This is a genomic window from Streptomyces cyaneofuscatus (assembly GCF_000718135.1).
GTDB classification, from domain to species: domain Bacteria; phylum Actinomycetota; class Actinomycetes; order Streptomycetales; family Streptomycetaceae; genus Streptomyces; species Streptomyces cyaneofuscatus.
Genome location: NZ_JOEM01000015.1, coordinates 110,550 through 124,420, shown reverse-complemented (window position 1 = coordinate 124,420; position 13,871 = coordinate 110,550). Strand labels below are relative to the sequence as shown.

Genomic DNA, 13,871 nt, shown 5'->3' with positions numbered 1-13,871 from the left:
TCCGGTGTGCGCCCCTGCCACAGGGGGAAAGACGCCCGCCCGACGCGATCAGCACTCCTTCACTCCTCTCGACATCCCGTCGATGACCTGTGGCATCGGCGAAGAAAGCAGAACTCATGTCTTCCCTGCTCGATGGCGTCAACGCCGCCACCCTCCGGTCGGACGTCCCGGCGTTCCGCCCCGGTGACACCGTCAACGTCCACGTGCGAGTGATCGAGGGCAACCGCTCCCGTATCCAGCAGTTCAAGGGCATCGTCATCCGCCGTCAGGGCTCGGGCGTCAGCGAGACCTTCACGGTCCGCAAGGTCTCCTTCAGCGTCGGCGTCGAGCGCACCTTCCCCGTGCACAGCCCGATCTTCGAGAAGATCGAGCTCGTCAGCCGCGGTGACGTCCGTCGCGCCAAGCTGTACTTCCTCCGTGAGCTCCGCGGCAAGGCCGCGAAGATCAAGGAGAAGCGCGACAACTGATCTGCCGACGGCGGGTGACCGGCAAGGCACCCTCTGGCGTCCACAGCGCGGCCGGATAGGATTCGGCCGCGATGGACACGCAAGCAGAGCACTCGGAGCGCGATCGCTCCTCGGAACCCCGTGCCGGGTCCGAGGAGGGGTCGCGCTTCTCGCGTGTCCGGGGCGCCGTCGCGGCCGTACGGCCCTGGCGGCGGCGCGTCCTCGTCGCGGGGGTGGCGGGCACGGCCGCGCTGCTGCTGTTCAGCGCCTTCGTGGTCCAGCCCTTCCTGATCCCCAGCGGCTCCATGGAGCCCACCCTCCAGGTCGGGGACCGGGTGCTCGTCAACAAGCTGGCGTACCGGTCCGGCGCCGAGCCCCGGCGCGGGGATGTGGTGGTCTTCGACGGGACGGGCTCCTTCGTACGGGAGGACCTGGACGCGAACCCGCTGGCCGCGCCGGCCCGCTGGGCGGCCTCCTCCCTGGGCCTCGCCGAACCCCCCGACACCGACTTCGTGAAGCGGGTGGTGGGCGTGGGGGGTGACCGGGTCGTCTGCTGCGACGCGCGGGGGAGGCTCCGGGTGAACGGGGCGGTGGTGGACGAGACGTACCTCCACCCCGGGGACACCGCCTCCGAGGCCCCGTTCGACATCGTCGTCCCGCAGGGCACGCTCTGGGTGCTGGGCGACCACCGCAGCCGCTCCAGCGACTCCCGCGACCACCTCGGATCGCCGGGCGGCGGGATGGTCCCCGCCGAGAAGGTGATCGGCCGGGTCGACTGGCTGGGCTGGCCGCCGGCCCGGATCGGCGGCCTGGAGGGGACCGGCGCCTTCGACGGCGTACGGGCACCCGGCAGGGCGCATGGGTAACCGCGGGCGCCCGCGCGGCGCCCCGGCCTCCGACGTCCCGCTGCCGACCGGGAGTCGGCCCACCACGCCCCGCTCGCTGCCGACCCGGGCCGAGCGCCGCAGGCTCGCCAAGAAGGTCCGGCGCAAGCGGCGCAGATCAGCGGTGAAGGAGATACCGGTCCTCATCGTGCTGGCGCTGCTGATCGCGCTCGTCCTGAAGACCTTCCTCGTCCAGGCGTTCGTGATCCCGTCCGGCTCGATGGAGCAGACCATCAAGATCGGCGACCGCGTCCTGGTGGACAAGCTGACCCCGAACTTCGGGTCGAAGCCGCAGCGCGGGGACGTCGTCGTCTTCAGGGACCCCGGCGGCTGGCTCCAGCAGGAGAACGCCGCGGGCAAGGAGGATCCGCCCATCGGCGTCAAGCAGGCCAGCGAGGCGCTGAAGTTCATCGGCCTGCTGCCCTCCGACGACGAGCAGGACCTGATCAAGCGGGTGGTGGCCGTCGGCGGCGACACCGTGAAGTGCTGCGGCACCGACGGCCGCGTCACCGTCAACGGCGTACCGCTGAACGAGCCCTATCTGCACCCGGACGACCGGCCCTCGACCGTGCAGTTCGAGGTAGAGGTTCCGGTGGGCCGCCTCTTCATGATGGGCGACCACCGGTCCAACTCGGCCGACTCCCGTTTCCATCTCGACGAGCCCGACAAGGGCACGGTCTCCGAGGAGGAGGTGGTGGGGCGGGCCGTCGTGATCGCCTGGCCCTTCTCCAACTGGACCACCCTGGAGGAGCGCGAGACCTTCGCCGCGGTGGCGCGGGCGAGCGGCTCGGAGGCGGCCGTTCCGGGGCCGTCGCATAGGGTTGCCACTCCGGATCGGGACGGAATGGTCCGGCTCCCGACCCCTGCGGAACTCCCGCTCGTTATGGGAGTGGTGGGCCTGCACCGGATCGGGCGCGGGCAGTGGCACGTATTGAGGAGTGGATGTGGGGGATTTGGCGGTCGGCGCACGATCCGGACACGACGAACCCGAGGACCGGCCGGGGCGCGACGAGTCTCCCGAGGGCGGGGCGGCGGTGCCGCCGGGCGGTGAGGGTGGTACACCGGGCGACGACGACGGCAGTCCGGGCGGCGGCACGCCTCCCCGGAGGCAGCGCTCCTTCTGGATGGAGCTGCCGCTGCTCATCGGTATCGCCCTGATCCTGGCGTTGTTGATCAAGACCTTCCTGATCCAGGCGTTCTCGATCCCCTCGGACTCGATGCAGAACACCCTGCAGCGGGGCGACCGGGTGCTGGTCGACAAGCTCACCCCCTGGTTCGGCGCCGAGCCGGAGCGCGGCGAGGTCGTGGTCTTCCACGATCCGGGCGGCTGGCTGGAGGATGCCGCGACCCCGGAGCCCAACGTGGCGCAGAAGTTCCTCAGCTTCATCGGTCTGATGCCCTCCGCCGAGGAGAAGGACCTGATCAAGCGGGTCATCGCGATCGGCGGCGACACCGTGGAGTGCAAGGAGAACGGGCCGGTCACGGTCAACGGCAAGGCGCTCGACGAGAAGTCGTTCATCTTCCCGGGGAACACCCCGTGCAACGACAAGCCCTTCGGCCCGATCAAGGTCGAGGAGGGCCGGATCTTCGTCATGGGCGACCACCGGCAGAACTCCCTGGACTCCCGCTACCACCAGGAGCTCCCCGGCCAGGGCACCGTCTCCAACGACGAGGTCGTCGGCCGTGCGATCGTCGTCGCCTGGCCCGTGGGCCGCTGGGCGACCCTGCCCATCCCCAGCACGTTCGACCAGCCCGGGCTGAACGCGGCCGCCGCGCTGGCCCCGGCCGCACTGGGGGTAGCCGGAGCGCTGCCCCTCGTGTTCTGGCGCCGCAGGAGGCTGACCGCCGGGCGTACCGCCGGGTAGGGTGCCGACTCGGATCAGCGATTGTCGATCTCCGATGGGGGAGCGCTGGGATGAGCGGTACGCAACGCAACGATGACGGCCGCGGCCGGACCGGCACCATGGTGTCGGGTCTGGCCGTGGCCGTCGGCTGTGTGCTCTTCCTCGGAGGGTTCCTCTGGGCGGCGGTGGTGTACAAGCCGTACGCCGTCCCCACCGCCTCCATGTCCCCCACGGTCAACGCCGGGGACCGGGTGCTCGCCGAGCGGATAGACGGCGCCGATGTCCGGCGCGGTGACGTGGTGGTCTTCACCGACAGCGTCTGGGGCGCCACCCCGATGGTGAAGCGCGTGGTCGGCATCGGCGGGGACACGGTCGCCTGCTGCGACAAGGAGGGACGGCTCACGGTCGGCGGGACCCCCGTGGAGGAGCCGTACATCAACCGAGGCGCCGCTGCCGCCGGCACACGGGCGCCCGCCTCCCCGCAGAACTTCTCCGCCAAGGTGCCGAAGGGCCAGATCTTCCTCCTCGGTGACGAGCGGGCCACCTCCCTGGACTCCCGGGTCCACCTGGAGGACGCCGGGCAGGGCTCCGTACCCCTGAGCGCCGTCCAGGCCCGGGTCGACGCGGTGGTCTGGCCGATGAACGGCATGATCGGCCGCCCCGACGCGTTCGCCGCCCTGCCCGGCGGGGTCTCCGCCGACGGCCCGCTCCCGCTCCAGGTGGGGGCGGTGCTGGTGGGCGTGGTCCTCATCCTCGGAGGAGCGGCGTACGGACCCGTCGCCGCCCGCTCCGCCCGCCGCCGGGCCGCCCGGTGACCGGGGCCGTACGCAGGGTCGCCCGGGTGGTGCTCCTGGACCCCGACGACCGCATCCTCCTGCTCCACGGCCATGAGCCGGGCGACCCCGGGAACGACTGGTGGTTCACGCCCGGCGGCGGCCTGGAGGGCGACGAGACCCATGAGGAGGCGGCCCGCCGCGAGCTGGCCGAGGAGACCGGGATCACCGAAATCGAGCTGGGCCCGGTGCTCTGGAAGCGGATGTGCTCCTTCCCGTTCGACGGACGGCGCTGGGACCAGGACGAGTGGTACTTCCTCGCCCGTACGGCACAGACCGCCACCGACCCCCAGGGCCTCACCGAGCTCGAATTGCGCAGCGTCTCCGGTCTGAGGTGGTGGACTTCCGCCGAACTTCTCGCGGCGCGTGAGACGGTGTACCCGACCAGACTCGCCGAGCTGCTGCGCACGCTCCTCGACGAGGGTCCCCCGCGTGTGCCGTTGGTCCTCGCCGCCGAAACCGCCTGATCGTCCAGGGGCGCCCGAGGCTGACGCACAATGGGGGGACGCACGGCTGAAGGGGAAACATGCCATGAGCGCCGAGGACCTCGAGAAGTACGAGACCGAGATGGAGCTGAAGCTCTACCGGGAGTACCGCGATGTCGTCGGTCTGTTCAAATATGTGATCGAGACCGAACGGCGCTTCTACCTCACCAACGACTACGAGATGCAGGTGCACTCCGTCCAGGGTGAGGTTTTCTTCGAGGTGTCCATGGCGGACGCCTGGGTCTGGGACATGTACCGGCCCGCGAGGTTCGTCAAGCAGGTCCGCGTGCTGACCTTCAAGGACGTCAATATCGAAGAGCTCAACAAGAGCGATCTGGAACTTCCGGGAGGCTGACCCCGCGCGGTCCGTAGGTCACGGCCGCCGACTCGTGCAAGATCCGCTGGACACGTCCTGGACCCGGTCACCCGTGTGGGTGGCCGGGTTTTCCACATCGGGAAGGTTATCCACCAAGATCCACAACTTCCGTCCGGCCGGGTCAGAGTCGGTGCCGGAGGTGGTGGAGAGATGAACGCACGGGGGGCACTCGGGCGGTACGGCGAGGATCTGGCGGCACGGCTGCTGACCGACGCCGGAATGGCCGTGATCGAGCGCAACTGGCGCTGTCGCGCCGGAGAGGTCGACATCGTCGCCAGGGACGGCGACGCACTGGTCTTCTGCGAGGTGAAGACCCGCAGGCCGAACGGGTTCGAACATCCCATGGCCGCGGTCACCCCGGCCAAGGCGGACCGGCTGCGGCGGCTCGCCGAGATCTGGCTGGAGCGGCACGGCGGGCCACCCGTCGGCGGGGCCCGGATCGACCTGATCGGGGTGATCGTGCCCCGGCGCGGCGCCCCTGTCACCGAGCATGCGCGGGGGGTGTCCTGATGGGGTACGCACGGGCGTGTTCCGTGGCGTTGGTCGGCGTCGAAGGTGTGGTGGTGGAGGTCCAGGCGGACCTGGAGCCCGGGGTGGCGGCGTTCACGCTGGTCGGGCTGCCGGACAAGAGCCTGATCGAGAGCCGGGACCGGGTGCGGGCCGCCGTGGTCAATTCCGGGGCCGAGTGGCCGCAGAAGAAGCTCACGGTGGGCCTCTCCCCGGCCTCGGTCCCGAAGAGCGGATCGGGTTTCGATCTCGCCGTGGCGTGTGCGGTGCTCGGCGCGGCGGAGCGGCTGGACCCCGCCGCCATCGCCGATGTCGTGATGATCGGCGAGCTGGGGCTGGACGGCCGGGTCCGTCCCGTACGGGGGGTGCTGCCGGCCGTCCTCGCGGCGGCCGAGGCCGGGTACCAGCAGGTCGTCGTCCCCGAGCAGACGGCCGGAGAGGCCGCCCTGGTGCCGGGTGTCTCGGTCCTCGGCGTCCGGAGCCTGCGCCAGCTCATCGCGATCCTCTGCGACGAGCCGGTGCCCGACGAGCCCGTCGACGACCGGGGGCGCCCGGACGCGATGCTCGCAGGACTGATGGTCCCGGGCACGGGCCTCGGCGCCGGGCTGGCGTCACCGCAGGGCGAGGGGCACATCCCGGACCTGGCGGACGTGGCGGGACAGCCGCGGCCGCGCAAGGCCCTGGAGGTGGCGGCGGCCGGGGGACACCATCTGCTGTTCTCGGGCCCGCCGGGTGCGGGCAAGACCATGCTGGCCGAGCGGCTCTCGGCGGTCCTGCCGCCGCTGACCCGGCAGGAATCCCTCGAAGTGACGGCGGTCCACTCCGTGGCGGGCATCCTCCCCCCGGGTGAACCGCTCGTCTCCCGGGCGCCGTACTGCGCCCCGCACCACTCGGCGACCATGCAGTCCCTGGTCGGCGGGGGCAACGGGATGCCGAGGCCGGGGGCGGTCTCGCTCGCGCACCGAGGGGTCCTGTTCCTGGACGAGGCCCCGGAGTTCTCGGGCAAGGCGCTGGACGCGCTGCGCCAGCCGCTGGAGTCGGGCCATGTGGTGGTGGCGCGGGCGGCGGGGGTGGTGCGGCTGCCCGCCCGGTTCCTGATGGTGCTGGCCGCCAACCCGTGCCCCTGCGGGCGGCACTCCCTCACCGGCGCGGGCTGCGAGTGCCCGCCCTCGGTGGTCCGCCGCTACCAGGCACGGCTGTCCGGCCCGCTCCTGGACCGGGTGGACCTGAGGGTCGAGGTGGAGCCGGTCGACCGGGCGGATCTGCTGGAGCAGGGCGGCCGGGGCGAGCCGACGGCCGTGGTCGCCGCGCGGGTGCGGGAGGCCAGGGCGCGGGCGGCGGAGCGGCTGGCCGGGACGCCGTGGACGACCAACAGCGAGGTGCCCGGCCATGAGCTGCGGACCCGGCTGCTGGCGGCCCCCGGAGCGCTGGCCGCGGCGGAGCGGGACCTGGAGCGCGGGATCCTCACGGCCCGGGGGCTGGACCGGGTGCTGAGGGTGGCCTGGACGGTGGCCGACCTGAGGGGCGCTCCGCGGCCGGAGGACCGTGACATCGCGGTCGCCCTGGAGCTGCGGACCGGCATCCAGCGCGGGGCGCCGATGGAGATGGGGGCGCTGTGAGGGGGATGGACGCGGAGATGCTGCCGCAAGGGCCGGAGGCCGAGGGGCCGGAGCGGGGGCCGGAGCCTGAGCGGCTGGCGCGGGCCGCGTTGACGCGGGTGCTGGAGCCAGGGGACGAGCGGGCGGGGGCGTGGTTGCGGCAGGCCGGGCCCGTGGAGCTGTTACGGGCGCTCCGCTCCGCCGACGGCTCCGCGGAGAGGCTGCCGGGGATGACCGCCGTACGGCTGGAGGGCTACCGGCTCCGGGCGGCGGTGGCCGAGCCGGCGCGGGACCTGGCGGCGGCGGCCGCCCTGGGCGGCCGCCTTGTCTGCCCAGGGGACCGGGAGTGGCCGAGCCAGCTCGACGACCTGGGGGACGCCCGTCCCGTCGGGCTCTGGGTGCGGGGCCGGCCGGACCTGCGGCTGTGGGCCCTGCGCTCGGTCGCGGTGGTCGGCGCGCGGGCCTGCACGCCGTACGGGGCGCACATGGCGGCGACCCTCGGCGCCGGGCTCGCGGAGCGCGGCTGGGTGGTGGTGTCGGGCGCCGCGTTCGGTGTGGACGGGGCGGCGCACCGGGGCGTCCTGGCCGTGGGCGGCGCGACGGCGGCGGTGCTGGCCTGCGGTGTCGACATCCCCTATCCGCGAGGCCACGCGGAGTTGATCGGCCGGGTGGCCCAACAAGGCTTGGTGATCGCGGAGTTGCCGCCGGGCGCGCATCCCACCCGCAGCAGGTTCGTCCTCCGCAACCGCGTGATCGCCGCCCTGACCAGAGGAACGGTCGTGGTGGAGGCCGAGTACCGCAGCGGCTCCCTCGTCACCGCCCGTCAGGCCCAGCGGCTCGGCCGGTTCGTGATGGGGGTGCCGGGGCCCGCCACCAGCGGACTGTCGGCCGGTGTCCATGAACTGCTCCGCGGTGAAGGCGTGCTGGTCACCGACGCGTCCGAAGTCGCCGAGCTGATCGGGGAGATCGGCGACCTCGCACCGGACCGGCGCGGCCCGGTGCTGCCCCGGGACCGGCTGGACCCGGTGGCGGCGAGGGTCCTCGACGCCCTCCCGTACCACGGCCCGGTCAGCCCCCGTGACCTCGCCCGCGGCGCCGGGACGTCCGCCGACGAAACGCTCGCGCGACTGTACGAACTGCACTCACTGGGGTTCGTCGAACGGGAGGGCGACGGCTGGCGGTTGACGCGTCCGTCACCCTGTGGCGGCGACGCGCGGCGAGGCGGTTCTTGACCTGGAGCATTCGGGTGAAAAGGTAAGCCGATGACCTCGCACGATCGATCGGTGACCTGCCGGAGGCCCTCGCCCACGGCGACGGCCCCGGATCCCGGCAGGTGCGGGCGGCGTGAGGGGCAGAACGCAATCACGCGGCCCGGATCTCCACTCCTGTGCGGACTGCGACACCGCAGTCACGCTACGCTCACAAGGATTCCGCCCCAGACAGAAGTCCCCCAGCACTTCACGGCAGAACGGCTCAAGGCACCACATGCCCCAGCACACCTCCGGGTCTGACCGCGCGGCAGTACCACCGGTTGCGCGTGGCACTGTGCGCCCTCCCGCCCCCTCCTCCCTCGACGAACTGTGGCGCTCGTACAAGACCACCGGCGACGAGCGGCTGCGGGAGCAGCTGATCCTGCACTACTCGCCGCTCGTCAAGTACGTCGCGGGCCGGGTGAGTGTGGGGCTGCCGTCCAACGTGGAGCAGGCGGACTTCGTCTCCTCGGGAGTCTTCGGACTGATCGACGCCATCGAGAAGTTCGACATCGAGCGGGCCATCAAGTTCGAGACGTACGCGATCACCCGGATCCGCGGCGCGATGATCGACGAACTGCGGGCGCTCGACTGGATCCCCCGCTCGGTGCGGCAGAAGGCGCGGAACGTGGAGCGCGCCTACGCCACGCTGGAGGCGCAGTTGCGGCGCACCCCGTCCGAGTCCGAGGTGGCCTCGGAGATGGGCATCGCCTTGGAGGAACTGCACGCGGTTTTCAGCCAGTTGTCCCTGGCCAACGTGGTCGCCCTGGAGGAGCTGCTGCATGTCGGCGGCGAGGGCGGCGACCGGCTGAGCCTGATGGACACCCTGGAGGACACCGCCGCCGACAATCCGGTGGAGGTAGCCGAGGACCGCGAGCTCAGACGGTTGCTCGCACGTGCCATCAACACGCTCCCCGACCGGGAGAAGACGGTGGTGACCCTCTACTACTACGAGGGCCTGACCCTCGCGGAGATCGGCAACGTCCTCGGCGTCACCGAGAGCCGGGTCAGCCAGATCCACACCAAATCCGTGCTCCAGCTCCGGGCCAAACTGGCCGACGCCGGACGCTGAAAGTCCCCTTCCGGCCACCTGGACCGAGGCTGATCCCGTCCCTCCGGCCACCTGGACCGACGCTCTGCCCTTCCCTCCGGCAGCCGCCGCCGTAGAGTGGATACGTGCCCAGGATTCGAGCGGCCTCCGTGGCCGAGCACCGGACCATGCAGCGCGGCGCCCTCCTGGACGCCGCGCGCTCCCTGCTGTCCGAGGGCGGTACGGAGGCGCTGACCTTCCCCGCACTCGCCGAGCGCACGGGCCTCGCCCGGTCCTCCGTGTACGAGTACTTCCGCTCCCGTGCCGCCGTCGTCGAGGAGCTCTGCGCCGTCGACTTCCCCGTCTGGGCGGCCGAGGTCGAGAACGCGATGCAGCGCGCCGAGACCCCCGAGGCGAAGATCGAGGCGTATGTGCGCCGACAGCTCGATCTCGTCGGGGACCGCCGCCACCGGGCGGTCGTCGCGATCTCCGCCAGTGAGCTCGACGCGGGCGCCCGGGAGAAGATCCGGGCGGCGCACGGCGGCCTGATCGCCATGATCGTCGAAGCGCTCGGGGACCTCGGCCACACGCAGCCGAGGCTCGCCGCGATGCTCCTGCAGGGATCGGTGGACGCCGCCGTGCGCCGTATCGAGCTGAGCGTGGCGGAGGAGCCCGGCGTCATCGCGGACACCGCCGTCGCGATGATCCTGCGCGGCGTACGCGGCTGAGCGCGGCGGCCTCCGACGCTCCACCCGGGTCCGCGGCCGCCTCTTCCGGTTCCGGCACCCCGAAGACCGGCAGCAGCCGTGACGGCCCGCGCCGCAGGAGTGCGGGCGGCAGCAGTGTGAGCGGGTCGAGGTAGGCGTCGCCCCGCCGCAGCCCCCAGTGCAGACAGCCCCCGGCGCAGTGGAACGGCCCCGCCTCCAGCACCCCGACCGGCTGCCCGGCGACGACCTCGTCGCCCTTGTCCACCAGCGCCCGCACCGGCTCGTACGTCGTGCGCAGCGGGGGCGCCCCGCTCCCGGCCAGCTCGATGACCAGCACCCCGCGCCCGGCCACCCGCCCCGCGAACGAGACCCGGCCGGTGGCGGCGGCCACCACCGCGTCGCCGGGCCGGGCCGCCAGATCAATGCCTCGGTGGCCGGGCCCGTACGGCGTGGCGGGCGGCTCCCACCCCTGTAAGACCGCAGGCCTGCCCGTCAGCGGCCAGACCGGCCCACCGTCCAGCTCCGCGAACGTCCCGCCGCCCGCACCCGTACCCGCGTCCGCCTCTTCACCTGCGTCCGCGTCCCCGTCCTCGTCCGGCCCGGCCGCCAGCGGGGGCGCCTCCGCACCCGCGTCCGGCTCCGTCGGTGGCGACGCCTCCCCGGTCCGGGCGGCAGGCAGGAGCCGAACACCGGCCGAAGCCACCGGCAGCGCTGCCGTCAGCAGGGCCACGGCCAGCAGGAACATCGGCACGCGGCACCGGCGCGGGCCGGGTGTGCGCAGGGGCGAGAGCAGGAATCGCATGGATCAACGCTCCCCCGGAGGCTCGGATTCCGGGGATCTTGGTCCGCGCCTGTGGACTACTCGCCGGTTGTGGATATCGCCGTCACCCGGCACCCGGCGGGTCCCGTACACTTCTTACGGCGATCCGGGTCACCGGGTCGACTTCGCACGCCCCGCCACCTCCCTCTTCCGAGATGGTGGCCGCGCCCCTCGGTCCCTTGTGGCACGGCGCGTCGGGGCGTCAGGCGCGAACGCAAACCTGCGGTCGCGATAACCGAGCACCTCAAGGAGTACGGCCATGGCCGTCGTCACGATGCGGGAGCTGCTGGAAAGCGGCGTCCACTTCGGTCACCAGACCCGTCGCTGGAACCCGAAGATGAAGCGCTTCATCTTCACCGAGCGCAACGGCATCTACATCATCGACCTGCTCCAGTCGCTGTCGTACATCGACCGCGCCTACGAGTTCGTCAAGGAGACCGTCGCCCACGGCGGCTCCATCATGTTCGTGGGTACGAAGAAGCAGGCCCAGGAGGCCATCGCCGAGCAGGCGACGCGCGTCGGTATGCCGTACGTCAACCAGCGTTGGCTCGGTGGCATGCTCACCAACTTCTCCACCGTCTACAAGCGCCTTCAGCGTCTGAAGGAGCTCGAGCTCATCGACTTCGAGGACGTGGCCGCCTCCGGCCTCACCAAGAAGGAGCTCCTGGTCCTCTCGCGTGAGAAGGCCAAGCTGGAGAAGACCCTCGGTGGTATCCGCGAGATGCAGAAGGTGCCCAGCGCCGTCTGGATCGTCGACACCAAGAAGGAGCACATCGCCGTCGGTGAGGCGCGCAAGCTCCACATCCCGGTCGTCGCGATCCTCGACACCAACTGCGACCCCGACGAGGTCGACTACAAGATCCCGGGCAACGACGACGCGATCCGCTCCGTCACCCTGCTCACCCGCGTGATCGCCGACGCCGTCGCCGAGGGCCTCATCGCCCGCTCCGGTGCCGCCACCGGTGACTCGAAGCCGGGCGAGAAGGCCGCCGGCGAGCCGCTCGCCGAGTGGGAGCGCGACCTGCTCGAGGGCGACAAGAAGGACGAGACCGCGGCTGCCGCCGAGGTCCAGTCCTCCGCCGAGACCGAGAAGGTCGCCGACGCCGAGAAGCCGGCCGAGGCCGTCGCCGAGGCCGAGGCCGCTGCCGAGGCTCCGGCCGCCGACGCGGACGCCGAGCAGGCCTGACACCCGTCACGGCTGCTGACGGCGGGGGCCGGCGCCACAAGCGCGGCCCCCGCCGTTCACCCGTAGATCTTTCAGACTTCGAGAGAGACATAAAGACTCATGGCGAACTACACCGCCGCTGACGTCAAGAAGCTCCGCGAGCTCACCGGCGCCGGCATGATGGACTGCAAGAAGGCGCTCGACGAGGCCGACGGCAGCGTCGACAAGGCCGTCGAGGCGCTCCGTATCAAGGGCCAGAAGGGCGTCGCCAAGCGCGAGGGCCGCTCCGCCGAGAACGGTGCCGTCGTCTCCCTCATCTCCGAGGACAAGACGTCCGGCGTCCTCCTGGAGCTGAAGTGCGAGACGGACTTCGTCGCCAAGGGTGACAAGTTCCAGGCCGTCGCCAACGCGCTGGCCGCGCACGTCGCCGCCACCTCCCCGGCCGACATCGCCGCGCTCCTCGCCTCCGAGATCGAGCCCGGCAAGACCGTCCAGGCGTACGTGGACGAGGCCAACGCCAACCTCGGCGAGAAGATCGTCCTGGACCGCTTCGCGCAGTTCACCGGCGACTTCGTCTCCGTGTACATGCACCGCACCATGCCCGACCTGCCCCCGCAGATCGGTGTCCTGGTCGAGCTGGACAAGGCCGACGCCGACCTGGCCAAGGGCATCGCCCAGCACATCGCCGCCTTCGCCCCGAAGTACCTCTCCCGCGAGGACGTCCCGGCCGAGGTCGTCGAGGCCGAGCGCCGCGTCGCCGAGGAGACCACGCGCGCCGAGGGCAAGCCCGAGGCTGCCCTCCCGAAGATCGTCGAGGGTCGCGTCAACGGCTTCTTCAAGGAGGCCACGCTTCTCGGCCAGCCGTACGCGCTGGACGCCAAGAAGTCCGTCCAGAAGGTCCTGGACGAGGCCGGTGTCACCCTGAAGCGCTTCTCGCGCATCAAGGTCGGCATCTGAGTCCGTCCGGGCGAACAGCGCCGGACCCGATAGGGTCTGGTGCAGTCGACGGCCGCACCCACGCCGGACGACCGCAGATCTGACGAGGAGGCCATTGCCGCTGTAGGGACACCAGACCCACCGGCAATGGCCTTCTTCGTATGTGCACGAGGAGAATTTCCATGGACAAGGGCGCGGACGCCATTCAGGCCGACGACAAGCGTGACGACGACAAGGGTTCCGGGCGCTTCATGCTGAAGCTCTCCGGTGAGGCCTTCGCCGGTGGCGGCGGTCTGGGCGTCGACCCCGACGTCGTGCACACCATCGCCCGCGAGATCGCCGCCGTCGTACGCGACGGCGCCCAGATCGCGGTGGTCATCGGGGGAGGCAACTTCTTCCGCGGTGCCGAGCTCCAGCAGCGCGGCATGGACCGGGCCCGGTCCGACTACATGGGCATGCTCGGCACCGTCATGAACTGCCTGGCGCTCCAGGACTTCCTGGAGAAGGAGGGCATCGACTCGCGCGTCCAGACCGCCATCACCATGGGCCAGGTCGCCGAGCCGTACATCCCCCTCCGTGCCGTTCGGCACCTGGAGAAGGGGCGCGTCGTCATCTTCGGCGCGGGTATGGGCATGCCGTACTTCTCCACCGACACCACCGCCGCCCAGCGCGCCCTGGAGATCGACGCCGAGGCGCTGCTCATGGGGAAGAACGGCGTGGACGGGGTCTACGACTCCGACCCGAAGGCCAACCCCGACGCGGTGAAGTTCGACGCGCTGGAGTACGGCGAGGTGATCACGCGCGACCTGAAGGTCGCCGACGCCACCGCCATCACGCTCTGCCGTGACAACAAGCTTCCGATCCTCGTCTTCGAGCTGACCGTCGAGGGCAATATCGCCCGCGCGGTCAAGGGTGAGAAGATCGGCTCGCTCGTCAGCGATCAGAGCACCCGGGCCTGACGGCCCCCCCAGGATGGACAACGGCCTGCCG

Annotated in this window: 16 protein-coding genes; 15 read left to right on the top strand and 1 reads right to left on the bottom strand. The window is 71.5% G+C overall.

Annotation, left to right across the window (positions count from 1 at the left end; all coding sequences use genetic code 11):
• Window positions 1-116: 116 nt before the first annotated feature.
• From rplS to IF17_RS0124165, 12 genes are all read left to right on the top strand, one after another.
• Window positions 117-467, top strand: a complete 351-nt coding sequence (gene rplS, locus IF17_RS0124220; RefSeq protein ID WP_019763533.1) for a 50S ribosomal protein L19 — start codon at window positions 117-119, stop codon at window positions 465-467.
• Between the two features lie 71 nt (window positions 468-538).
• Window positions 539-1,312, top strand: a complete 774-nt coding sequence (gene lepB, locus IF17_RS0124215; RefSeq protein WP_030569566.1) for a signal peptidase I — start codon at window positions 539-541, stop codon at window positions 1,310-1,312.
• Window positions 1,305-2,381 carry a signal peptidase I gene (gene lepB / locus IF17_RS0124210; protein ID WP_030569564.1) on the top strand — a complete coding sequence of 359 codons (1,077 nt, stop codon included), beginning with the start codon at window positions 1,305-1,307 and terminating at the stop codon, window positions 2,379-2,381. The genes lepB (IF17_RS0124215) and lepB (IF17_RS0124210) overlap by 8 nt, the downstream gene beginning before the upstream one ends.
• Window positions 2,284-3,195, top strand: a complete 912-nt coding sequence (gene lepB, locus IF17_RS0124205; RefSeq protein ID WP_030569561.1) for a signal peptidase I — start codon at window positions 2,284-2,286, stop codon at window positions 3,193-3,195. Before lepB (IF17_RS0124210) ends, lepB (IF17_RS0124205) begins: the two co-directional genes overlap by 98 nt.
• Before the next feature lie 50 nt (window positions 3,196-3,245).
• Window positions 3,246-3,989: a signal peptidase I gene (gene lepB / locus IF17_RS0124200; protein ID WP_030569558.1), complete on the top strand. Its 744-nt coding sequence runs from the start codon at window positions 3,246-3,248 to the stop codon at window positions 3,987-3,989.
• Complete coding sequence (locus IF17_RS0124195; RefSeq protein ID WP_030569556.1) at window positions 3,986-4,474, top strand: NUDIX hydrolase; 489 nt, start codon at window positions 3,986-3,988, stop codon at window positions 4,472-4,474. Before lepB (IF17_RS0124200) ends, IF17_RS0124195 begins: the two co-directional genes overlap by 4 nt.
• Window positions 4,475-4,538: 64 nt before the next feature.
• Window positions 4,539-4,847, top strand: a complete 309-nt coding sequence (locus tag IF17_RS0124190; RefSeq protein ID WP_003965949.1) for a DUF2469 domain-containing protein — start codon at window positions 4,539-4,541, stop codon at window positions 4,845-4,847.
• A 171-nt stretch (window positions 4,848-5,018) separates the two neighbouring features.
• The gene (locus tag IF17_RS0124185; RefSeq protein WP_030569554.1) at window positions 5,019-5,378 is read left to right on the top strand and encodes a YraN family protein; all 360 of its coding nucleotides are present in this window, start codon (window positions 5,019-5,021) and stop codon (window positions 5,376-5,378) included.
• Complete coding sequence (locus IF17_RS0124180) at window positions 5,378-6,994, top strand: YifB family Mg chelatase-like AAA ATPase (RefSeq protein WP_030569552.1); 1,617 nt, start codon at window positions 5,378-5,380, stop codon at window positions 6,992-6,994. Before IF17_RS0124185 ends, IF17_RS0124180 begins: the two co-directional genes overlap by 1 nt.
• Before the next feature lie 98 nt (window positions 6,995-7,092).
• Window positions 7,093-8,205 carry a DNA-processing protein DprA gene (dprA, locus tag IF17_RS0124175; protein WP_030569549.1) on the top strand — a complete coding sequence of 371 codons (1,113 nt, stop codon included), beginning with the start codon at window positions 7,093-7,095 and terminating at the stop codon, window positions 8,203-8,205.
• 253 nt (window positions 8,206-8,458) lie between these two features.
• Entirely contained in the window at window positions 8,459-9,295 is an 837-nt protein-coding gene (gene whiG / locus IF17_RS0124170) for an RNA polymerase sigma factor WhiG (RefSeq protein WP_026241016.1), read from the top strand.
• A 128-nt stretch (window positions 9,296-9,423) separates the two neighbouring features.
• Complete coding sequence (locus IF17_RS0124165) at window positions 9,424-9,981, top strand: TetR/AcrR family transcriptional regulator (RefSeq protein WP_018509621.1); 558 nt, start codon at window positions 9,424-9,426, stop codon at window positions 9,979-9,981.
• Here IF17_RS0124165 and IF17_RS0124160 read toward each other — a convergent pair.
• A complete protein-coding gene (locus IF17_RS0124160; protein WP_030569546.1) occupies window positions 9,932-10,762 on the bottom strand; it encodes a murein hydrolase activator EnvC family protein in 831 nt (276 codons plus the stop codon). The genes IF17_RS0124165 and IF17_RS0124160 overlap by 50 nt on opposite strands.
• A 277-nt stretch (window positions 10,763-11,039) precedes the next feature.
• Here IF17_RS0124160 and rpsB point away from each other — a divergent pair, with 277 nt between their 5' ends.
• From rpsB to pyrH, 3 genes are all read left to right on the top strand, one after another.
• Window positions 11,040-11,966 (top strand): 30S ribosomal protein S2, encoded by a 927-nt coding sequence (gene rpsB / locus IF17_RS0124155; protein WP_030569543.1) that lies wholly within the window; start codon window positions 11,040-11,042, stop codon window positions 11,964-11,966.
• Window positions 11,967-12,065: 99 nt separating this feature from the next.
• A complete protein-coding gene (gene tsf / locus IF17_RS0124150; protein ID WP_030569540.1) occupies window positions 12,066-12,902 on the top strand; it encodes a translation elongation factor Ts in 837 nt (278 codons plus the stop codon).
• A gap of 161 nt (window positions 12,903-13,063) precedes the next feature.
• Window positions 13,064-13,840: a UMP kinase gene (pyrH, locus tag IF17_RS0124145; protein WP_030569537.1), complete on the top strand. Its 777-nt coding sequence runs from the start codon at window positions 13,064-13,066 to the stop codon at window positions 13,838-13,840.
• Window positions 13,841-13,871 lie beyond the last annotated feature (31 nt).

What these genes read in the sequence shown, in the direction of transcription:
- rplS (WP_019763533.1), top strand. Translation starts at nt 117, where the DNA reads ATGTCTTCCCTGCTCGATGGCGTCAACGCCGCCACCCTCCGGTCGGAC.
- lepB (WP_030569566.1), top strand. Translation starts at nt 539, where the DNA reads ATGGACACGCAAGCAGAGCACTCGGAGCGCGATCGCTCCTCGGAACCC.
- lepB (WP_030569564.1), top strand. Translation starts at nt 1,305, where the DNA reads ATGGGTAACCGCGGGCGCCCGCGCGGCGCCCCGGCCTCCGACGTCCCG.
- lepB (WP_030569558.1), top strand. Translation starts at nt 3,246, where the DNA reads ATGAGCGGTACGCAACGCAACGATGACGGCCGCGGCCGGACCGGCACC.
- IF17_RS0124190 (WP_003965949.1), top strand. Translation starts at nt 4,539, where the DNA reads ATGAGCGCCGAGGACCTCGAGAAGTACGAGACCGAGATGGAGCTGAAG.
- IF17_RS0124185 (WP_030569554.1), top strand. Translation starts at nt 5,019, where the DNA reads ATGAACGCACGGGGGGCACTCGGGCGGTACGGCGAGGATCTGGCGGCA.
- IF17_RS0124180 (WP_030569552.1), top strand. Translation starts at nt 5,378, where the DNA reads ATGGGGTACGCACGGGCGTGTTCCGTGGCGTTGGTCGGCGTCGAAGGT.
- whiG (WP_026241016.1), top strand. Translation starts at nt 8,459, where the DNA reads ATGCCCCAGCACACCTCCGGGTCTGACCGCGCGGCAGTACCACCGGTT.
- IF17_RS0124160 (WP_030569546.1), bottom strand. Translation starts at nt 10,762, where the DNA reads ATGCGATTCCTGCTCTCGCCCCTGCGCACACCCGGCCCGCGCCGGTGC.
- rpsB (WP_030569543.1), top strand. Translation starts at nt 11,040, where the DNA reads ATGGCCGTCGTCACGATGCGGGAGCTGCTGGAAAGCGGCGTCCACTTC.
- tsf (WP_030569540.1), top strand. Translation starts at nt 12,066, where the DNA reads ATGGCGAACTACACCGCCGCTGACGTCAAGAAGCTCCGCGAGCTCACC.
- pyrH (WP_030569537.1), top strand. Translation starts at nt 13,064, where the DNA reads ATGGACAAGGGCGCGGACGCCATTCAGGCCGACGACAAGCGTGACGAC.